Origin of the sequence: Candidatus Pantoea soli (genome assembly GCF_007833795.1) — a bacterium.
In the GTDB taxonomy this organism is placed as follows: Bacteria; Pseudomonadota; Gammaproteobacteria; order Enterobacterales; family Enterobacteriaceae; genus Pantoea; species Pantoea soli.
Genome location: NZ_CP032702.1, coordinates 2730007 through 2750055 on the forward strand (window position 1 = coordinate 2730007; position 20049 = coordinate 2750055).

A 20049-nucleotide genomic window follows, 5' to 3' on the forward strand; every position below is an offset into this window, starting at 1 on the left:
TCTTAACGCACCGTCATTTTTTCAGGGGTGCTGCCCACCGCGCGCCATGCCGGCACATACATGGATTCCACCTGCGGCGGCGGCAGTCGATAGCTGCCCGGCGTCACGACCCGTGCCAGATAAAGCAGCGTGGCCGGGCTATAGCCATCCAGCGCCAGCGCGGCCACAAAGCGATCGTCGCGAAACTCAATATGCTGAATATTGGCCTGCTGCATATCCATCAGGCTCTCTTTCAGCACATCGGCGCTGTCCCCGAGGCTGGCGCTGCTGTCGCTGAGGTTCTGATTCTCCAGCTCCAGACCCGCAGGCAGCATATCCACCACCAGCGCATCACTGACGCGTTCGCTGGCCCCTACGCTGAGCCGCACCACCAGCAGTTCTCCGCTTTTCAGACGGGTGAGGTCTGCCGGTTGTCCCTGCAGCGTGAAATATTCACGGCGGATGCTCAGCACGTTGCTCATCGGCGACGGTGCCGTGCGCGGATAGCCCACCACATTCAGCGTGCCATACAGCGGCGCTGCGGTGTCGCTTTCCACCCTCACGCCCTGGCGTAACTGCGTGGCGCTCAGGCCAATGTTCACAGGGCGATCGCTGTGCAGGGCGGTTTCCCTGCCGGCCAGCGTTGCCTGCCAGCTTTCGCCTTTATGCTGCTGCAGCGGGCGCGCGGCAAGGAACAGCGCATTGTTCTCCTGCGTGGAAAACACGCGCTGGCCGTGCACCGCTTTCGCCAGTTCGATCAGCAGCAGCCCCTGCTTCTCTGGCAGCAGCTGATTTTCACTCAGCAGCGCCAGGATTAACGCGCGATCGCGCACCGGGCTGCCGTAATCGCCCGACCAGCCCTTTATCTGACGATCCATACCCGCGCCCTGCGCCAGCGCCAGGCCGGCGCGCTGCACATCGCCCATCAGCTGCAGCGCAACGCCCAGCTGCACCAGCGCCAGCCCGGATTTGGCCTGCGCCCGCTGTGCATACAGCGCCCGCAGTGCGCCCAGCGGTGCCTGCTGCTGACGGGCCAGCACCAGCGCCGCGTAAGCCTGTACGCTGAAACGCAGGCTGTCTGCCTCGCTGCTGCCGCGGGTGTCAATCTGTGCCGGGTCCTGCAGATAGCGCAGCAGTCGCTCATCGGCGCGACGGATTACGCCCTCCGGCACGCTGTAGCCGGCCTCGCTGGCGCGCAGCAGAAAATCGGTGACATAGGCTGTGAGCCAGAACTCTTCCGGACTCTCTTTGCTCCACAAACCAAAACTGCCATTGCCGCGCTGCATGCCTGCCAGCCGCGCAATACCGGTATCAATCGCGGCGCGGCGCGCCTCATCGCTGCTGGATTTAATCCCCATTGCCGCCAGCTTCGCCTGACGGGTGAAAAGCGATGGCCAGATACTGCTGGCGGTCTGCTCCAGGCAACCATAGGGATAGGCGTACAGCGCGCTGATAAAGCTGGCGAGATTAAGCGGTGGCTGATTGCTGAGCGCAAGCTGCCCGCTCAGCGTATCCTGCAACAGCCCGTTAAAGGCCGTGGCGGTCACCTGCCACGGCTGGCCGCGCTGCAGCACGTTATCAAAACTGAGCGTCTGCGCCGGATAAGCCGGACGCACGCCAATTTTCCAGCTGCGCACGCTCGGGGCCAGCGTTTCACCCGGCACGTTCAGGCCAGAAAGCGTGACCTTCACCTCTCCTTCACCAAACCCGTTCAGGGCTTTTACACTCACCGGCAGCGTGACGCGCGCGCCTGCCGCCAGCTGTACGCTGGCCGGTGGCGGTGTGGTGGCGGCGATCAGGCCGGTGGCAGAGACAGCCAGCTGCAGCGTTTGCGGCTGATTCGTCAGGTTGGTGACATCCAGCGCCAGCGTAGACTGATCGCCGCTGGCGAGAAAGCGCGGCGTGGCCAGCTCACTGATCAGCGGTGCCGCCACCACCAGTTTGCGCTCCGCCGCGCCAAAGCTATCGGCACTCCACACCTGCGCCATCAGCCGCAGCTCGCCGTTAAAGGCCGGAATGGGCAGTTCCAGCGTGCCTTCGCCGCTGGCATCCAGCGTAACCGGCTGCAGCTGCTGCGCCACAATCTGCACGGCGGTGGTCGGTTTTTTGCCGCCGCGCGACAGCGCATCGGCTTCCTCACCATCTCCGCCGAAGCGCAGCGCGGCCAGCCGGCCGCCGCCCTCAATCAGCTGCCCGAAGACATCGTACTGATCGGCGTTGTAGCGTTTACGGCCAAAGAAGGCGCGCCACGGATCGGGCGTTGCGTAATCGGTAATATTCAGTACGCCGCTGTCAACCGCGGACAGCAACACCTGGACCTGCTGCGGCAGCGGGCCGCCGTCACGCGTGGCGTTAACTTTCACCTTCAGCGTCTGCTCCGGACGGATCTTCTGCGGCGCGTCCAGCGTCAGGCTGAGATGACGGGCTGCCGTCGCCATGGGCAGGTGCAGCAGGCCAACGGCGCGTTTGGGCGTGGTGCCGCTGGCCTTATCGCCCTCGCGCACCACAATCGCGCTGAGATAGAGATCGTGTCGCTGCCAGCTGGCGTCGATCGGCACCGCTACCGTGGTGCCGCCGGCGGGTACGGTGAGCGGCTGCGACCAGAGCGTTCCGCTGCTGGATTCGACCAGCAGATAGCCGTTGCCCGCCGCTGGTGATGCCACCTGCACATGTGCGGTGTCGCCGGGCTGGTATGCGCTTTTGTCAATTTTCAGTTTCACCTGATCGGGACGCAGCGCGCCGGTGCCGTCGGTGTTGTCCTGCCACCAGTAGCCTGCGTTGAAGCGTACGCTGCTGACAATGTTATCCCCTGCCTGCACCTCCAGACGATACGTGCCCCACTCTACCGGGAAGCTCACTTTCTGACTGCCACCCGCCGGAATGCTGATGCGCTGTTCCTCCTCCTGCAGATCCTTCTGATCAAAGCGGGACTGCCAGCCTTCGCTGTCCGAAAAGCTCCAGTAATAGTCGCGCCGCTCGTGGATCAGCCGCACCTCAAGATCCTGCGCCGCCAGCTTTTCTCCCTGCGGATTGGCGTAAATGACATCAAACTCTGCAAGGCTGTTTTCTGCTACGGTGGGTTCGTCGTGGTAGCGATCGGTACGGTAGTCATACACCGATTCGCTGCGGAACAGCGGACGAATGCCCGGCAGCGCGGCGGCAGGCCAGATAGCCTGCGTGACGCGGCGCGTGACCGGCCGGCCGCCGGTTTCCAGCAGGCTGGCCTGCAGAATCAGGCTGAGCGGTGAATGGCTCTCCGCCCAGCTGCTCTCTACCTTCAGCTGCAGCTTCCCTCCGGCATCCAGCTTCTCATCAACCTCATCCAGCGTGCGCTTCAGCGCTTCCGTGACGTCGCCAAACTGGTAGCCCGGCAGTGTGGCAACCGCTTCGCGCGCCGGTCGCAGGAACAGCTGTCCCTGCAGTTCATTGCCCGCCGCGGGGGCGCCATACAGATAGCGCCCGTCAATCGCAAACTGCACAGCGGCGTCAGGGGCCACCGGTTGATCGCTGGCCTGCAGCGTCAGCGCCATGCGCTCCGGCAGAAAATCCTCGACGTGAAAAGACCAGCTGCGCGGCTGGTTGTCGCCGGTATTTACGCGCAGCGTCCAGCTGCCGGTCATTGCCGACGCCGGTAAACTGAAGTGCGTTTGCCATAATCCCTGCGCTGGCTGCCAGACGAAGGTTTGCACCACTTCGCCATTTGGCTGCACCACCTCCGCTTTCAGCGGCTGATCCGGCAGCGGTTTACCGTCGGCATCGCGCAGCAATGCATTGACGATCACCGTTTCCCCGGGACGATAAAGATCGCGTGGGCCAAAGAGAAACAGCTGTTTGTCATACCCCTGCGGGCCGTCAACGGCAAACTCAGCCAGATCCAGCGCCGGGCGGTTAAGATCGATAAGGGAAGTTTGCCCCTGCTGCGTCGCCAGCAGCAGCCTGCCCTTTGGCTGGGCTGGCAGACGCAGATAACCGTGACGGTCACTGCTGCCACTGGCCAGCACCTGTCCTTTTTCATCCAGCAGCTGCACGCTGACCTGTGCCAGCGGCGTGCCGGTGGCCAGGCTCTGGGCAAACAGCTCCAGCTGCGCCGGGAAACGGTGCAGGGACAGCCCGATGTCACTCAGGGTGAACAGCGTAGCCGGTTGCGTATAGTTGTAAGTGCCCGCCTGCTTCATGACCGCGAGGTAAACGCCCGGCTGCTGCAGCGCAGCAATATCCCCGAGCGGCAGCTGCAGTTTCTCCCGGGTATTGCGCGCCGGGTTGAGGGCAAAACGACCGCTGTAGATCAGGTCAGCATTTTTCAGCAGATCGCGCGATTCCCAGTACGACAGGTTATTGCCATAGTTCCACTGCGCAAGAAAATCGGTCAGCGTGCTGTTTCTGACGCGGAAGAAATCGACGTCAATCTGGCTGACGTTCAGCGCCAGCACCGGCAGGCCCTGCGCCAGGCGCAGCGGCAGCAGCGAGCCGCGGCTGGCAAAACCCGCCATCGGCTGGATGTCACGCGTGGTCAGCGTCTGTGTGAACGGGCTGCCGAGGGTGCTGCCGTCGGCAGCCTTCAGCGCCGCCCCGACGCGCACCGTGAATTTGCGGGCCGGTTCCGGATGGCGAAAGCGCAGCGACTTGCCGTTTGGCGCCAGCTCCCAGCCACCATCAGGCTGACCGTTTTTTTCATCGCTGAGATGCAGCAGCTGGCTGAAATCCTGCTGGCTGTCGAGCGGCGTATTGAAGGTCAGCACCAGCGCGGCGGCGCCCTCCAGCTGCAGCTCTGAAAAATCGATAACGGCGAGCGCTTTCGTCGTGGTCTGTGCGGCAGGCGTCGCTGCTGCCTGCATCGCCGGCACGCTGCCAGCCAGTAAAGCCCCGCCAATCAGCATGCTGAGCAGCAGTCGGTTACGTCTTGCCATGGTAAGTCCCTCACCAGCCCCAAAGGTTATCAATGTTGTGCTGCGCAATTTCACATCAACCCGCTAACTTTAGCAACGCTGCCCTTGAGATAGCTTTCACATTCCCGGACACTGGGCTTTTCCCGATAACTGAGAAGAGGTTGCTATGACGACCATGTTTGTTTCCGCGGAGTGGCTAAACGAGCATTATGCGGAAGGTGCGGTGCAGGTGCTGGATGCGCGGATGCTGCCTCCGGGTCAGGAAGCCGTGCGGGATCTCCGGGCCGAATATCTGGCTGCCCATCTGCCCGATGCGCCTTTCTTTAATATCGAAGCGCTGTCCGATCACACCAGCCCTTATCCGCATATGATGCCGCGACCCGAAACCTTTGCCGTCGCCATGCGTGAGCTGGGCGTCCGCCAGGACAAACATCTGGTGGTGTATGATGAAGGCAACCTGTTCTCGGCGCCGCGGGCGTGGTGGATGCTGCGCGCGTTTGGCTGTGAGCAGGTCTCGATTCTGGCGGGCGGCCTGCAGGGCTGGAAAGCGGCCGGCTATGCCGTCGCGAGCGGCCCGGTGACGCTGCCGGAAGGCGAGTTTGACGCGCATTATGACAGCAGCCAGGTCAAACGCCTGACCGATGTGCTGCTGATCAGCCATGAAGGCGGCGCGCAGATCGTGGATGCCCGTGCAGCCAATCGTTTTAATGCGGAAGTGGATGAGCCCCGTCCCGGTCTGCAGCGTGGCCACATTCCGCACAGCCTGAACGTGCCGTGGAATGAACTGGTGGTCAATGGCACACTGAAACCGGCGGCCGAATTGCGTCAGCTGTTTGAAAACGCGGGTGTCAGACTGGATCAGCCGGTGGTCGCCAGCTGCGGTTCCGGTGTGACTGCGGTGGTGGTAATTCTGGCCCTGACCTCACTGGGCGTGCGCGATGTCACCCTGTATGACGGCTCCTGGAGTGAATGGGGCAGCCGCGACGATTTACCGATCGAAAAATAGCAGATGGCCGCCAGGCGGCGGCCGTGGATGGCGGGTTGCGCCAGAATACGCGTGCTGCTCAGAGAATGCGCTGGCTGCCTTTGAAATCGCGCAGGAAACTGCCCCAGCGACGTTCGTAGAATGGCGTAATGTGTGCGGTAAAGAAATGGCTGACACCCTGCTCTTCGCTGACCACTTCGCAGATATCTATCGGAGCGTCATCGGGCAGCGTATCGGTCGCCACGCTGCCCGCCGCCTGTATGATCGTATCAATATCGCTGTCGGCTTCGATACCGATTAACAGATTTGACGGGGCGTCGGCGCTTTCGCGGATGCTGGCCAGATAGGCGCGGCGCACCTGCTTATATTTCGCAAACAGCTGCGTCAGCGAGTCGATCATCTGCGCCGGTGGCTCTGCCACTTCAGACAGCAGCAGCGCCTGCCCGCCTTCAATGACGGTTTGCTGGCTCAGCGCATCCCCCTCTTCGCCAAGCAGATGGGCAATCTCGCCGGGAGAAAACTCTTTGCCGGCTGGCAGCTTCGGGTTAAGAAACAGGGTTTCGCCCAGCGTCATTTCAAACAGGGTACGTGCCGGCAAACGCAGGTATGGCTGCTCTTCGACAATCGCTTCGCTCATCGCCGCTTCTGACGTAAAGAAGGGGATCACGCTGCCGCCGCCCTCTTTTTCCCAGTGTTGCAGCTCAACCGGTGAAGTGGCATCAAACTGTTCCGCCGGGCTTTCGCCCGGCACCCAGACATCGGCTTCCAGCAGCAGCTGAAAAAACTCGGGACGGTGCGCAGGCTCAGTGGCCGCCAGCTTCAGCACCTCTTCCAGACGATTACTCATGGTTATTGCTTCCAGAAAAAAGACGGCAGAGTCCTCTCTGCCGTCAGCGGGATTATTTCAGTAACAGGTTGGCAAGGGTGCGCACGCCCAGCCCGGTGGCGCCGGCTGACCACTGGTCAACCGCACTTTTGCGGTAGGTGGCAGAACAGTCGATGTGCAGCCAGCCCTGCTGATAGTTGCTGACAAAATAAGAGAGAAACGCGGCCGCACTGCTGGCCCCTGCGGCATGCGCCGGGCTGGCAATGTTGTTCAGATCGGCAAAGTTTGACGGCAGATGGCTGCGATGGAATTCGGCCAGCGGCAGCCGCCAGAACGCTTCATTCTCACCGGTGGCGCTGCCAAGCAGGGACTCTGCTAATACGTCATCGAAGGTGAACAGCGCGTGATAATCGTTGCCGAGCGCCGTTTTTGCCGCGCCGGTCAGCGTGGCGGCGTCAATCAGCAACTGCGGCCGCTGTTCGCTGGCATCGATGAGCCCGTCGGCCAGCACCAGACGGCCTTCGGCGTCGGTGTTCATTACTTCCACCGACTTACCGTTACGGTAACGAATGATGTCACCCAGACGGAAGGCATTCCCGCTGACCATATTGTCTGCACAGCACAGGTACAGCTTCACGCGCTTATCCAGACCGCGCGAAATCGCTAACGCCAGCGCCCCGGTCACGGTGGCCGCACCGCCCATGTCCGATTTCATGGAGTCCATAAAAGCGCTCTGCTTCAGGCTGTAGCCACCGGTATCAAAGGTGATGCCTTTGCCGACGAGGCAGGCATACACCGGCGCACTGTCGTCACCGGTTGGGTTGAAATCCAGCGCCAGCAGCACCGGCGCACGGGAGGACCCGCGCCCCACGGTATAAATCCCGGCGTAACCCTGCTCGCGCAGATCGTCGCCTTTGGTAATGCGATAGCTGACTGCCTCGCCGCCCACTTCGCTGATCAGATCGATCGCGCTGTGCGCCAGCTGCTCCGGGCTCAGATCTTCAGCCGGCAGGTTGATGGTATCGCGGACCCAGTCAACGATCTTCAGGCGACGATCAAACTCGGCCTGATCCTGCTCGCTCAGCGCCGGCCACTCTACCTGACGCGTGCCTTTCGGACTGCGGTAGCCCTGCCAAAAGGCCCAGCATTTTTCCAGATCCCAGCCTTCGCCGCTCAGCGCAACGTGGCGGATGCCCTGGCCGTCCAGCTTGCGTCCGGCGCGCTGGATGCTCATCAGCGGATCGCTGCCGGTCAGGTGCAGGGTCATGCCACTTTCATTGCTGCTCAGCAACGCTTTTTCGCCCCAGCGCGCATCGGCGGCCTGAGAGCTGAGCGTAATTGTCATCGGTTGTGTTGTCATCGCGTGGCTCCGTTTGCGTTTGGTTAGCTCGCCGCCAGCCCGGCGGCGAGTGACATGAATCAGCGGGCGCTGGCAGGCGACAATGCCCGCAGCCGGCTCACCGCTTTCGTGACCAGCCCGATTGCATAATCAATCTCCTCTTCCGTGGTAAAGCGGCCCAGCGAGAAGCGCAGCGAGCTGTGGGCCAGCGCCTGCTCCACGCCCATGGCGCGTAACACATAAGAGGGTTCGAGGCTGGCCGAGGTACAGGCAGAACCGGAAGAGAGCGCCAGATCTTTCAGCGCCATGATCAGCGATTCGCCGTCAACGTGGGCAAAACTGATATTGAGAATGTTAGGCGCACCGTGCGCCAGCGAACCGTTAATCTGTACATCGCTGAGCGCGCTGATGCCCTGCCACAGACGCTGGCGCAGGGCTGCCAGTCGCGGCATCTCTTCGTGCATCTCTTCATGGGCGATGCGATAGGCTTCCCCCATGCCGACAATCTGGTGTACCGGCAGCGTGCCGGAGCGCATGCCGCGCTCATGTCCGCCACCGTGCATCTGGGCCGCGATCTGCAGCTTCGGTTTACGGCGCACCCACAGCGCACCAATGCCTTTTGGCCCGTACAGCTTATGTGCGGAAAACGACATGAGATCCACCGGCAGCACGCTGACATCCAGCGGCAGTTTGCCCACACTTTGGGTGGCATCAACGTGGAACAGAATATCGCGTGCGCGGCACAGCGCACCCAGCGCGGCAATGTCCTGAATCACGCCGGTTTCATTGTTGACGTGCATCAGTGAGACCAGCACCGTGTCGTCGCGCAGCGCGGCTTCCAGCATCTGCGGGGTGACAATGCCATCGTTGCCAGGCTGCAGAAAGGTGACGTCAAACCCTTCGCGCGCCAGCTGTTCGCAGCTGTCGAGCACGGCTTTGTGTTCAGTCTGACTGGTGATGATGTGTCGGCCGCGCGCCTGGTGCTGCAGTGCTGCCCCTTTGATGGCCAGGTTATCGGCTTCGGTGGCACCAGAGGTAAAGACGATTTCACGCGGATCGGCATTGACCAGCCCGGCAATCTGATTGCGGGCAACATCGACGGCCTCTTCAGCCTGCCAGCCAAAACGGTGAGAACGGGAAGCGGGGTTACCGAAGGTGCCATCCAAAGTGAGGTACTGCATCATTTTGCTGGCGACACGCGGATCGGCAGGCGTTGTCGCTGCGTAATCCAGGTAGATCGGCAATTTCATTGCGCTAAAACTCCGTATAAAAATTCATACGTCTTTATAGCACGATTCGGCCTCTGCCGTATTAAGCCCGTTATGCTGCGGGCCGCAGAAGCGAAGGCTATCCCGCCCGCGCCGCAGTATGCCGGGCGCGGGCGAAAAGGCAGGGAAATTCAGGCGCGCAGATTGACGTTAATGGTTTCCTGCACGCGGTGCTGCTGGAAGCGGCGGTTATCCACGCTATTCTGGCGATCGGCCACGTCGAGGATTTCCTGATTGTTTACCAGTTCCGCCAGCGTGATGTTGTTAAGGAATTCGCTGATGCGCTCACTCAGATCGCGCCACAGTACGTGCGTCAGGCAGCGCTCACCGCCCTGACAGCCCTCTTTGCCCTGGCACTTAGTGGCATCAACAGATTCGTCAACCGCGGTGATGACCGCGCCCACGGCAATGGCCGCAGCCTCTTTTCCTAACAGATAACCGCCGCCTGGACCACGTACGCTGGCAACCAGACCATGCTTACGCAGGCGTGAGAATAACTGCTCCAGATAGGAGAGCGAAATGCCCTGACGCTCGGAAATATCGGCCAGCGGAACCGGGCCCGCGTGCGAATGCAGGGCAACGTCCAGCATAGCGGTAACGGCATAACGTCCTTTGGATGTCAGTCTCATAGCATACAACCTCGTAAGCATTCGCCCGAATAGTGGCGGGTTATCTGAAGAATGAGGGCCAGTCTGACATTCCCGAGTATTTTGGTCAACTATTTAACCGAGTATTCCGCTCAACTATTTAACCTGGTGTTTTACTCAACTATTACCCTTATCACCTTTGGGTTTTTCAAACGATGACAGCATGCCGCGCAGAATATTGAGTTCATCACGCTCCGGGCGCGCACGGGTATAGAGACGACGCAGCTTGCTCATCACCTGGCTTGGGGTACCCTGGCGGATAAAGCCGCTGTTCATCATCATCTGTTCAATGTGCTGATAAAAGCGCTCCAGATCGTCCACCAGCGGATAAGGCGATTCCGCATACTGCGGCTGTGGCGTGGCGTTCGCCTGGGCGTCCAGCCAGGCCATGCGCACTTCATACGCGATAATCTGCACCGCCATGGCGAGATTCAGCGAGCTGTATTCAGGGTTGGCCTGAATAGCGACATGATAGTGGCACTTCTGCAGCTCTTCATTGGTCAGGCCAACGCGTTCGCGGCCAAACACCAGCGCCACCGGCGCCTGCTGGCCCTCTTCCACGCTTTTAATACCGCATTCGCGTGAATCCAGCATCGGCCAGGGCAGCGAACGGGAGCGCGCGCTGGTACCCACCACCAGGCTGCAACCGGCAATCGCTTCATCCAGCGTATCGACAATGTGAGCATCGCCAATCACATCGCTGGCGCCAGCTGCCAGGGAGATGGCCTGTGAATCCGGCTTAACCAGCGGATTCACCAGATACAGGTTGCTTAAACCCATGGTTTTCATGGCTCGGGCAACGGAACCCATGTTGCCGGTGTGCGACGTTTCGACCAGTACGATTCGGATATTTTGCAGCATAATTGAGAGCAGTGAGAAAATGATGGCGCGCATCCTAACATAAAACAGGACATTTGCTGAACACGCTGATATACTCCGCGCCGTTTTCCCGTTCTTTAACATCCAGTGAGAGATACCGATGCATCCGATGCTCAACATCGCCGTGCGCGCAGCGCGCAAGGCCGGAAATTTAATTGCCAAAAATTACGAAACCCCGGACGCGGTCGAAGCCAGCCAGAAAGGCAGCAACGACTTCGTGACGAATGTTGACCGCGACGCAGAACGTCTGATTATCGAAGTAATTCGTAAATCTTACCCGCAGCACACCATCATCACCGAAGAGAGCGGTGAGCTGGCCGGTGAGGATCAGGACATTCAATGGGTTATCGATCCGCTGGATGGCACCACCAACTTTATCAAACGCCTGCCCCACTTCTCGGTGTCTATCGCTGTGCGCATTAAAGGCCGCACCGAAGTTGCCGTGGTGTACGATCCCATGCGCAACGAACTGTTCACTGCCGTCCGCGGTCAGGGCGCTCAGCTTAACGGTTATCGCCTGCGCGGCAGCACGGCGCGCGATCTGGATGGCACCATCCTCGCTACCGGCTTCCCGTTCAAACTCAAGCAGCACGCGACCCCCTATATCAATATCGTGGGCAAACTGTTTACCCAGTGCGCAGACTTCCGCCGCAGTGGATCCGCCGCGCTGGACCTGGCTTACGTGGCCGCCGGTCGCGTGGACGGTTACTTTGAGATCGGCCTGAAGCCGTGGGATTTTGCGGCCGGTGAACTGCTGGTGCGTGAAGCTGGCGGCCTGGTGACCGACTTCACCGGCAACCATGGCTACATGCTGTCGGGTAACCTCGTAGCCGGTAACCCGCGCGTGGTGAAAGCGATGCTGGCCAGCATGCGTGAAGAACTGAGCGAAGCGCTGAAGCGCTAAGCGGTGATGCGCTGAAGCATTGAATAAAGAAAAGGCGGCTGATTCAGCCGCCTTTTTTATTGCTTACGGTTTATTAACGACGTTCGTGGCTCAGTACCTGTGCCGGCTGAGTACGACGACCGACCCCGCCCAGTACCGCGGCCAGTACCGCCTCAATCAGCAGGGTAAAGAAGGCGATCCAGCTGGCTTTCGCCGTCGCGGCTGCCGCTTTTTCGGCTGCTTCGCGCGCTTTCTGCTCTGCTTCCTGCTTCAGCTGCTGGTACTGCTGTACCGCTTTCTGATAGCTCTGCTCGGTCTGGTTCACGATCTGTTCAGCTTCCTGATCGCTCTTACCGGTACGCGCTTTAATGATATTTTTTAAAGCGTCGCGGTCAGCTGCCTGCAGCGTATCGCTGTGACGGCTCAGCACGCCGCGAATCCAGCCGGAAATATCGTTATCCGCGTTTTGCGGATTTTGCGCGGTCTGTTTCGCCTGATTTTCGGCGTTATTCGCTTCGCTATTTGCATCCTGCTTTAATTTCTCTGGCTGCAATTCACTTTTACCGGTCTGACGCAGTGTCGTTTCCAGTTCATTTTGCAGATCGTTCAGATTGATATTATTTTCCTGCAGCTTCTCTTTCGCCATATTGGTGACCGATGGCGCAACCGCAGAAATTCCACTACCCAGCGCGTTCATACCAGAGCCTAATATATTAAAGGCACCGCCGATAATACCGCTGGCCAGAGAGACCGCCAGCCACAGGGTGATAATTGTGCTGACACCAAACATTAATAAACCATGCAGTGCACCTTCACGCTGCGCCAGACGGCCCGCAATGTAGCTGCCCACTGCCATGGCAATCAGCATACTGGCGGCAGACCAGATCAGCGCCCCGGTACCGAGATGTTGTAACGGATTTTGCTCCTGTTGTGGATCAATTGACGTGGCACCAATGGCCGCCCCCAACAGTCCCAGTAATATATGTACGATCAATGCGGCAATCACACCGGCAAATACCGCACTCCATGAAATGCGCTTTAACGGTAAGCCGGTCCGGGTGTCAGAAACCGTATCCGTAATGCCATTATGCGTCCTGATTTCAGGCATAATATTCCCCTCGCAGAAAACAGCGAACTATATAGTGAATTAAAAGGTGATGTATCAGCTGATGTCATTTAGCGTAGACAGAGAATGTTATTTCCACCAGTGCGAAAGCGCAGGAGAATGATTTATGCGAAACGGGATGCAGAAAAAGCGAACAGAAAAAGAGCCAATAAGCGAAACCTCTGCAGACAATTAAAACGGCCTGATTCCGCTTCCGGCTGCCGCCGCCCCCTGCCACAGCAAACCACCGGCGATAATCAGCACACCCGCCCCCAGCAGCGCAAGGCAAGGCATCAGCCAGGCCAGCTGTGTTTTCATCCCGACAGCGTGTGCCAGCCGTTCCCCCAGCCGGCGTGAGCGCTGAACGACCACGCCCAGCAATGACACTGTGCAGGCCGTGCCGGCCGCCATCGCCAGTGCAGAAGCCACGCCCCAGGCATAAACGTTTATCACTTTGGCGAACAGCAGCATCATTATCGCGCCGGAACAGGGACGCAGCCCCATCGACAGCACCACCAGCGCCTGCGTTTTAACGCTCACCGCCTGCGCCAGCTGCTGCGCGTCGGGCAGATGAGCGTGCCCGCAGCCGCAGTGCGCCAGATGAGCATGGGATTGATGCAGAACACGCATGCGCATCTTACCGGCAGGCTGTAACGCCACGCGCAGCGCACGCAGTGCCCGCCAGCCGATCCAGCCGCCCAGCACCATCACCAGCAGATAACTGCCCTTTTCCAGCCAGGCGCTGCTCAGATGCAGCTGTCGCGAAGAGGTCTGCAACACCACCAGCATCAGCGTGACCAGCCCGATCGCCACGCTGCCCTGTAATAGCGCAGCCAGCAGTGTCAGCCGGATACTGGTTTTTAGTTTTGCCGGATGCGTGGCCAGGAAGGTCGCGATCACCACTTTACCGTGCCCTGGCCCTAACGCATGCAGTATGCCGTACAGCAGGCTGAATCCCAGCAGCGTCAAGCCCGCCTGCTGCGGCTGTTGCGCCACCTGCTGCAGTAGCCCGGCCATGGCCTGATTGAGGCTTCGCTGACCCTGAATACTCTGCAGCAGAACCTGCGGCCAGAACTGCCACAGCAGCAGACCGGCCAGCAGTCCGCCAGCTGCCAGCAACAGCAGCGGCCACTGACGTCGCAGTGCGCAGGCAAACCCGCTCAGTGACATGTCAGCGTCACCGTTTGTGCAAACTGCTGGCCCAGATCCAGGCTTTCCGGTGGGGCATCGGCTTTATCCAGCGACAGCGCGTACTGCCTGAGCGCGTCGTCAGGCTGCGGCGTATGCAGATCAACCGTACAGTGGGCCTTAACCGCCTCATCCAGCATGATGGTCTGCGGGTTTTTATAGGTCATATCCACGAAGTAGCTCGGATCAAACGTCTGCATCCGGTAAGTGCGCGCCTGGAGAGGCTGGGGTTCACCCAACAGCAGCGTGAACGTCAGTACGGCCTGATTGCCCTGACGCGACAGCTGATATGCCTGCGGCAGATTAAGGAATTTCACCCGCGATTTTCCGGACCACAATTCGGTAAAGTAATGCTGACCCAGCACGTTCGCCATCACCTTGGCCGCCAGCTTTTTCCATGCGACATCATCCGGCCCGGCATTGCCGGCATCGTACAGCAGATCCGCTGAGGTAATTTCATCCATGGTCCACTCCATTTTCATGCCGGTGAGGTGCTGAGAGTCGCCGATAAAGGTGGTTTTCATTGCAATAAAGCTGTGCGGGTGCGACCAGACAACCGCAGAGAACAGCAGCGTAATCAGAAACAGCGCAATTTTCATATGTTATAAAGTAACAAATTTTGTGTGAAGGGCTGGCTGGCCCGAAAAATTTTGTGACCCGCCCTGAAGCTCTGAGTAAAAGTCGCAGGCAGCAGCAAAGTTAAAACGCGGAGTTGGCTATTCTTAGCTGAAAAGTCACCTGCGGATAACACGATTGATGAGTTCTGCGCCCTTAACTGCACCACTCTTCAGCCGCGCACAGCGCCGTTGCCATCTGCTATTGCTGCTGTTTCTGCCCGCTCCCGCATTAACGCTGGAAAAACTGTGCCAGTTAAATGGTGTGGATCCCGGCGTCGCCCGTCAGGATATCGCGGATGTGGGAGAGGAGATACAGCGCTTTCATCAACTGGAGTTACACCAGATGGTGGACGGCAGTTTTCGCATCCACGGCACGGAACTGGACCGGCGTTTATGCCTGCTGCTCTGGCTGCGCCGCGCCCTGCGTCTGTCGCAGGAGTTTGTCTGCGCGCATTTTGCCCCGGCGCTGCGTCAGCGTCTGAAGGTACTCAAAATTGAAAAAGCGCTGTGGGATGAAACCAACCTGCAGGCGCTGATTCAGCACTGCAGTCTGCGCCTGGCGCGCGATTTCACCGCGCGCGATCGCCTGTTTCTGCAAATTTTTATGAAATATTCGTTGTGTCAGCGCCAGAACGCGCTGTTTAACGAGGTGCAGCGCGCCTGGCTGGCAGCCAAAACCGAACGCGCCGCAGCGGATGATGTGATTCACCACTGGCAGAAGCGTTGCCACCTGGCGCCCGATGCCAGCGAGACAGACTTCTGGACGCTGCTGTTCAGCCTGATTTACGCGCCGGATGGCCGGCGGCTGGAAAATGAACCGGCGCGGAAACTGATGGCAGCCGTTGAAGCCCTGATTGATCGCTTTGAACAGCTGGCCAATACGCGCATTAAAAATCAGCAGGAGCTTAAGCTGCAGCTATATACACACCTGGCGCAGGCGCTGGACCGCAGCCACTTCTCCATAGGTATTGATAACAGCGTGGCACTGGATGTGGCGCGTCTCTATCCGCGCCTGTTGCGTACCACCGAGCGCGCGCTGCGCTACTTCAGCAGTGATTTTGGGACGCGCTTCAGCGCAGAAGAGGTCAGCCTGGTTGCCGTGCTGTTTGGTGCGTGGCTGATGCAGGAGAGTGCGTTGCAGGAGAAACAGGTACTGCTGCTGACCGGCGCTGACGCCGCCGTTGAACAGCTGCTGGAGCAGCAGCTGCGTGAAATGACGCTGCTGCCGATCAACATCACCTATCAGGATATGCTGAATTATCAGCGTGAAGGCGCGCCGCGCGATGTGGCGCTGGTGATCACGCCCTACGCCACCTCGCTGCCGCTGTTTTCGCCGCCGCTGATCCACGCCGAGCTGCCGCTGAGCGACCATCAGCAGCAGCGTATCCTTCAGCTGCTGGAGTCCTGAGCCGCGCGCGGGCGCAGAAACAGCGCCGGCAGTGCCACCAGCGCCATCGCCCAGAACAGATGCCCGTGCAGATGGGTATACAGCACGCCGCAGATCATCGTCATCACCGCAATCCCTCCCCCCATCGCCAGCGCTGAATAGAGCGACTGCAGGCGAATGACCTCCGCGCCCTGGCGCGAAGCGATGAAGCGCATTGCCGCCAGATGACAGACGGTAAAACTGCCGCAGTGCAGAATTTGCGCCACAATCAGCAACGGCAAAGCGCTACTGGCGCCCAGCAGGCTCCAGCGCACCAGCGCACAGATGCCCGAAAGCAGCAGCAGATCGCGCGCGCTCCAGCGGTGAAACAGGCGATGACTCAGCGCAAAAATTACTATCTCCGCCACAACGCCCAGCGACCAGAGATAGCCGATAAGGGTGGCAGAATAGCCGGCCTCCTGCCACCAGATGGCGCTGAAGCTGTAGTAAGCCGCATGTGCCCCCTGCATCAGCGTCACGCACAGCATAAAGCGCCAGACGCTGTTTTCCCGCAGCAGGTCACGCCAGGCCGCCCAGCCCCCGCTTACGCCCTGACGCGCATCGCCCTGTGGTCTGGTGTGCGGGGGCAGCAGCATACCGCTCAGCATCGCCAGCGTACCCAGCGTCAGCAGCAGCAGAATAGCCTGCGAAGAGTAAGCGCTGACCAGCATCCCGGTCAGCGCCGAACTGATAACAAATGCCAGCGATCCCCACAGCCGTACCGGACCGTAAGCCAGACCGATCTGCTGTGTCCAGGTGGCGGCCAGCGCATCACTGAGCGGCACCAGCGGAGAGAAAAACAGATTGAACCCTACCATCACCAGCAGCAGCCATAGCCACTGGCCGCCCAGCCAGAAACCGAGCGCAAACAGGCAGGTCATCAGCGCCAGCAGGCGCAGCGCCAGGATCAGCTGAGACGGATTTTTTACCTGCGAGGCAATCAGCAGGCTGCCGGCAAAGCGCGCTATCATGCCGCAGCCCAGCAGCAGACCAATTTTTTCTGCATCAAGTCCACTGCCTTTCAGCCAGACGCTCCAGAAAGGCAGGTAAATGCCATAGCAAAAAAAGTAGGTGAAATAGCTCAGCCCGAGCCATCTGGCCGATCCGATGGTCATGCTTCCTCCTGAAAAATGCAGCGTCGCCGGCTGCGGATAAGGGCGGTACTTTCTCAAAGCGGGGGTGAAAAAGGAATAAAAAAAGGATGGCGCTCGCCATCCTTTTTCACTGCACCGGGTTTAGCGGTAATCAGGCATAAACCGGCAGGCGCGCACAGATATCCAGCACCTTCTGTTTGGTGCGTTCAATGGTCGCTTCGTCGTTAACGTTGTCGAGCACATCGGCAATCCAGCCAGCCAGCTCACGCACTTCGGCTTCTTTGAAGCCACGGCGGGTGACCGCTGGCGTACCGATACGCACGCCGGACGTGACAAACGGGCTCTTTGGATCGTTAGGTACGCTGTTTTTGTTAACGGTGATGTTAGCACGGCCCAGCGCAGCATCCGCTTCTTTACCGGTCAGGTTTTTGCTGACCAGATCGATCAGGAACAGGTGGTTGTAAGTTCCTCCGGAAACGATGTTGTAGCCGCGCTCGATCAGCACTTCCACCATCGCTTTGGCGTTTTTCGCTACCTGCTGCTGATATGCCTTGAACTCCGGCTCCATCGCTTCTTTGAATGCCACCGCTTTACCGGCAATGACGTGCATCAGTGGACCACCCTGCCCGCCCGGGAAGACAGCTGAGTTAAGCTTTTTGTACAGCTCCTCATCACCATTTTTCGCCAGGATCAGGCCGCCGCGCGGACCCGCCAGGGTTTTGTGCGTGGTGGAGGTCACGATGTGTGCATGCGGCACCGGGTTCGGATAGACATCTGCGGCAATCAGACCGGCCACGTGCGCCATATCCACAAACAGCCAGGCACCAATGCTGTCAGCGATTTCACGCATTTTTGCCCAGTCACACACGCCAGAGTAAGCGGAGAAACCGCCCACGATCATTTTTGGCTTGTGCGTCTGCGCCAGCTCGGCCAGCTCGTCATAGTTGATTTTGCCGCTTTCGTCGATGCCGTAAGGGATAACGTTATAGAGTTTACCGGAGAGGTTAACCGGTGAGCCGTGCGTCAGGTGACCACCGTGCGCCAGGTTCATGCCCAGAATGGTATCGCCCGGCTGCAGCAGCGCGGTGTAAACCGCAAAGTTCGCCTGGGAGCCGGAGTGCGGCTGCACGTTAGCGTAATCAGCACCAAACAGCGCTTTGGCGCGATCAATCGCCAGCTGCTCTACGATATCGACGTATTCACATCCGCCGTAGTAGCGCTTGCCCGGATAGCCTTCGGCATATTTGTTAGTGAGCTGTGAACCTTGCGCCTGCATAACGCGTGGGCTGGTGTAGTTTTCCGAAGCAATCAGTTCAATGTGCTCTTCCTGACGCACCTTCTCCTGCTCCATAGCCTGCCACAACTCGGCATCATAATCGGCAATGTTCATATCACGCTTTAACATCCGCATCTCCTGACTCAGCAACTTTTAACGGCAGTTTAGCCCCGACCGGGGGGCGAAGGCCAACAGTGTAAACGGTTTTGCCAGGGGACGGTAGCGCCAATCCCCTCTTTTTACGCAAACGATTGGCAGGGCGCTGGAACGGGTTTTTTACGCTTTTTTCTCCACCAGAAAAGCGCCCGCAGGCCCATTCCGGCACCGAAGAAAATGTCAGCTTTGCGAGCCAGATTCCAGGGTAAGGGTGACCCTGCGCGCTAAGGGGGATTTACAGCCGCCCGTGAGCGGCATAAGATGCATTTAAAATACATGTTTAAAGCCACACCAGGGGAAACACCATGCTCGACGCGCAAACTATCCAGATCGTGAAGTCCACGCTGCCGGCAATCGCCCGGCTTGGTCCGGCACTGACCGGCCACTTCTATCAGCGCATGCTGACCCGGCATCCGGAGCTGAAAAACGTCTTCAACATGAATAACCAGCGCAGCGGTAATCAGCGTGAGGCGCTGTTTAATGCTATCTGCGCCTACGGCAGTCATCTGGAAAATCCCGCTGCGCTGTTGCCGGCGCTGGAGAAGATCGCGCAGAAACACGCCAGCCTGAACATACAGCCGGAACAGTACGCCATTGTGGGTGAAAACCTGCTGGCCACCATTGACGAGTTGATGAACCCTGGCGAAGCGGTGCTGGAAGCCTGGGGCAAAGCGTATGGCGTACTGGCCGACCTGTTTATTCAGCGCGAAGCGCAGATTTATCGCGCCTCAGAAGCGAAAACAGGCGGCTGGCGCGGTATGCGGGCATTTCGCATCCATGCCATTCAGCAACAGAGTGCGGTGATTAAAAGTATTGTGCTGGTGCCGGAGGATGGTGAGCCGGTGGCCGATTTCCTGCCCGGTCAGTATCTGGCTATCAGCCTGCGTCCGACCGGCAGCGAGACGATCCAGCACCGCCAGTATTCCCTGACGCACCTGCCGAACGGCCGATCCTATCGTATTGCGGTAAAGCAGGAAGCACACGGCAGCGTCTCTGGCTGGCTGCATCAGCAGGCGCAGGTGGGCGATGTGGTGCAGTGCACAACCCCAGCCGGGGACTTCTTCCTGCAGTGTCGCGACACTACGCCGGTGACGCTGATTTCCGCTGGTGTGGGGCAGACACCGCTGCTGGCGATGCTGGCCCGCCTGGCGCAGCAGCCTCATCCGGCGGCCGTCACCTGGCTGCACGCCGCGGAGAACGGCGCGCATCACGCCTTTGCTGAGGAAGTGGCCGCGCTGGGTGCGCAACTGCCACAGTTCAGCCAGCACGTCTGGTACCGGCAACCTGACGCCGCTGACGCAGGCCGTTTCGATACCGCCGGGCTGATGGATTTAGCCGCCGTATCCGCAGAGCTGCAGCAGGCCGACCGCCACTTCTGGATCTGTGGCCCTCTGCCGTTTATGCAGTTTGTGGCCCGCCAGCTGCTGGACGCCGGCATCAGCGCCGATCGCCTGCATTACGAAGTATTTGGTCCGCACAAGGTGCTGTAAAAACA

General features: G+C 59.5%; 15 protein-coding genes. 4 read left to right on the top strand and 11 right to left on the bottom strand.

The window, feature by feature from the left end:
* Positions 1-2 precede the first annotated feature (2 nt).
* Positions 3-4886, bottom strand: coding sequence for an alpha-2-macroglobulin family protein (locus D8B20_RS12725; protein WP_145889218.1), 4884 nt, complete (start codon positions 4884-4886; stop codon positions 3-5).
* A 145-nt stretch (positions 4887-5031) separates the two neighbouring features.
* On the opposite strand from D8B20_RS12725, the gene sseA reads away from it, so the two are divergent.
* Complete coding sequence (gene sseA / locus D8B20_RS12730; protein WP_145889219.1) at positions 5032-5871, top strand: 3-mercaptopyruvate sulfurtransferase; 840 nt, start codon at positions 5032-5034, stop codon at positions 5869-5871.
* Between the two features lie 58 nt (positions 5872-5929).
* Here sseA and sseB read toward each other — a convergent pair whose 3' ends face one another.
* The 5 genes from sseB to trmJ all read right to left on the bottom strand — a co-directional run bounded on the left by sseB (position 5930) and on the right by trmJ (position 10791).
* Complete coding sequence (gene sseB, locus D8B20_RS12735) at positions 5930-6697, bottom strand: enhanced serine sensitivity protein SseB (RefSeq protein WP_145889220.1); 768 nt, start codon at positions 6695-6697, stop codon at positions 5930-5932.
* 52 nt (positions 6698-6749) lie between these two features.
* Entirely contained in the window at positions 6750-8036 is a 1287-nt protein-coding gene (gene pepB / locus D8B20_RS12740) for an aminopeptidase PepB (protein ID WP_145889221.1), read from the bottom strand.
* 59 nt (positions 8037-8095) lie between these two features.
* Complete coding sequence (locus D8B20_RS12745; RefSeq protein ID WP_145889222.1) at positions 8096-9265, bottom strand: IscS subfamily cysteine desulfurase; 1170 nt, start codon at positions 9263-9265, stop codon at positions 8096-8098.
* A gap of 149 nt (positions 9266-9414) precedes the next feature.
* The gene (iscR, locus tag D8B20_RS12750; protein WP_145889223.1) at positions 9415-9912 is read right to left on the bottom strand and encodes a Fe-S cluster assembly transcriptional regulator IscR; all 498 of its coding nucleotides are present in this window, start codon (positions 9910-9912) and stop codon (positions 9415-9417) included.
* Between the two features lie 135 nt (positions 9913-10047).
* Positions 10048-10791 carry a tRNA (cytosine(32)/uridine(32)-2'-O)-methyltransferase TrmJ gene (gene trmJ, locus D8B20_RS12755; RefSeq protein ID WP_145889224.1) on the bottom strand — a complete coding sequence of 248 codons (744 nt, stop codon included), beginning with the start codon at positions 10789-10791 and terminating at the stop codon, positions 10048-10050.
* A 118-nt stretch (positions 10792-10909) separates the two neighbouring features.
* Here trmJ and suhB point away from each other — a divergent pair, with 118 nt between their 5' ends.
* Positions 10910-11713 (top strand): inositol-1-monophosphatase, encoded by an 804-nt coding sequence (gene suhB, locus D8B20_RS12760; RefSeq protein ID WP_145889225.1) that lies wholly within the window; start codon positions 10910-10912, stop codon positions 11711-11713.
* A 73-nt stretch (positions 11714-11786) separates the two neighbouring features.
* Here the strand turns inward: suhB and D8B20_RS12765 are convergent, their stop codons facing one another.
* The 3 genes from D8B20_RS12765 to D8B20_RS12775 form a co-directional block, all read right to left on the bottom strand.
* Positions 11787-12800 (bottom strand): TIGR04086 family membrane protein, encoded by a 1014-nt coding sequence (locus D8B20_RS12765; protein WP_145889226.1) that lies wholly within the window; start codon positions 12798-12800, stop codon positions 11787-11789.
* A gap of 189 nt (positions 12801-12989) precedes the next feature.
* Positions 12990-13967: a nickel/cobalt transporter gene (locus D8B20_RS12770; protein ID WP_145889227.1), complete on the bottom strand. Its 978-nt coding sequence runs from the start codon at positions 13965-13967 to the stop codon at positions 12990-12992.
* Positions 13958-14584 carry a DUF1007 family protein gene (locus D8B20_RS12775; RefSeq protein WP_145889228.1) on the bottom strand — a complete coding sequence of 209 codons (627 nt, stop codon included), beginning with the start codon at positions 14582-14584 and terminating at the stop codon, positions 13958-13960. The genes D8B20_RS12770 and D8B20_RS12775 overlap by 10 nt, the downstream gene beginning before the upstream one ends.
* Positions 14585-14741: 157 nt before the next feature.
* On the opposite strand from D8B20_RS12775, the gene csiE reads away from it, so the two are divergent.
* Positions 14742-16010: a stationary phase inducible protein CsiE gene (gene csiE / locus D8B20_RS12780; RefSeq protein WP_145889229.1), complete on the top strand. Its 1269-nt coding sequence runs from the start codon at positions 14742-14744 to the stop codon at positions 16008-16010.
* Here the strand turns inward: csiE and D8B20_RS12785 are convergent.
* On the bottom strand, positions 15992-17143 hold the full coding sequence (locus D8B20_RS12785; protein WP_145889230.1) for a 3-phenylpropionate MFS transporter: 1152 nt from the start codon (positions 17141-17143) through the stop codon (positions 15992-15994). The genes csiE and D8B20_RS12785 overlap by 19 nt on opposite strands.
* Before the next feature lie 130 nt (positions 17144-17273).
* Positions 17274-18527 carry a serine hydroxymethyltransferase gene (gene glyA / locus D8B20_RS12790; protein WP_145889231.1) on the bottom strand — a complete coding sequence of 418 codons (1254 nt, stop codon included), beginning with the start codon at positions 18525-18527 and terminating at the stop codon, positions 17274-17276.
* A gap of 332 nt (positions 18528-18859) precedes the next feature.
* Here glyA and hmpA point away from each other — a divergent pair, with 332 nt between their 5' ends.
* Entirely contained in the window at positions 18860-20044 is a 1185-nt protein-coding gene (gene hmpA / locus D8B20_RS12795; RefSeq protein WP_145889232.1) for an NO-inducible flavohemoprotein, read from the top strand.
* The last annotated feature ends 5 nt before the right edge of the window (positions 20045-20049 follow it).

What these genes read in the sequence shown, in the direction of transcription:
- suhB (WP_145889225.1), top strand. Translation starts at nt 10,910, where the DNA reads ATGCATCCGATGCTCAACATCGCCGTGCGCGCAGCGCGCAAGGCCGGA.
- sseB (WP_145889220.1), bottom strand. Translation starts at nt 6,697, where the DNA reads ATGAGTAATCGTCTGGAAGAGGTGCTGAAGCTGGCGGCCACTGAGCCT.
- D8B20_RS12775 (WP_145889228.1), bottom strand. Translation starts at nt 14,584, where the DNA reads ATGAAAATTGCGCTGTTTCTGATTACGCTGCTGTTCTCTGCGGTTGTC.
- glyA (WP_145889231.1), bottom strand. Translation starts at nt 18,527, where the DNA reads ATGTTAAAGCGTGATATGAACATTGCCGATTATGATGCCGAGTTGTGG.
- D8B20_RS12770 (WP_145889227.1), bottom strand. Translation starts at nt 13,967, where the DNA reads ATGTCACTGAGCGGGTTTGCCTGCGCACTGCGACGTCAGTGGCCGCTG.
- trmJ (WP_145889224.1), bottom strand. Translation starts at nt 10,791, where the DNA reads ATGCTGCAAAATATCCGAATCGTACTGGTCGAAACGTCGCACACCGGC.
- D8B20_RS12745 (WP_145889222.1), bottom strand. Translation starts at nt 9,265, where the DNA reads ATGAAATTGCCGATCTACCTGGATTACGCAGCGACAACGCCTGCCGAT.
- pepB (WP_145889221.1), bottom strand. Translation starts at nt 8,036, where the DNA reads ATGACAACACAACCGATGACAATTACGCTCAGCTCTCAGGCCGCCGAT.
- hmpA (WP_145889232.1), top strand. Translation starts at nt 18,860, where the DNA reads ATGCTCGACGCGCAAACTATCCAGATCGTGAAGTCCACGCTGCCGGCA.
- csiE (WP_145889229.1), top strand. Translation starts at nt 14,742, where the DNA reads ATGAGTTCTGCGCCCTTAACTGCACCACTCTTCAGCCGCGCACAGCGC.
- D8B20_RS12765 (WP_145889226.1), bottom strand. Translation starts at nt 12,800, where the DNA reads ATGCCTGAAATCAGGACGCATAATGGCATTACGGATACGGTTTCTGAC.
- D8B20_RS12725 (WP_145889218.1), bottom strand. Translation starts at nt 4,886, where the DNA reads ATGGCAAGACGTAACCGACTGCTGCTCAGCATGCTGATTGGCGGGGCT.
- iscR (WP_145889223.1), bottom strand. Translation starts at nt 9,912, where the DNA reads ATGAGACTGACATCCAAAGGACGTTATGCCGTTACCGCTATGCTGGAC.
- D8B20_RS12785 (WP_145889230.1), bottom strand. Translation starts at nt 17,143, where the DNA reads ATGACCATCGGATCGGCCAGATGGCTCGGGCTGAGCTATTTCACCTAC.
- sseA (WP_145889219.1), top strand. Translation starts at nt 5,032, where the DNA reads ATGACGACCATGTTTGTTTCCGCGGAGTGGCTAAACGAGCATTATGCG.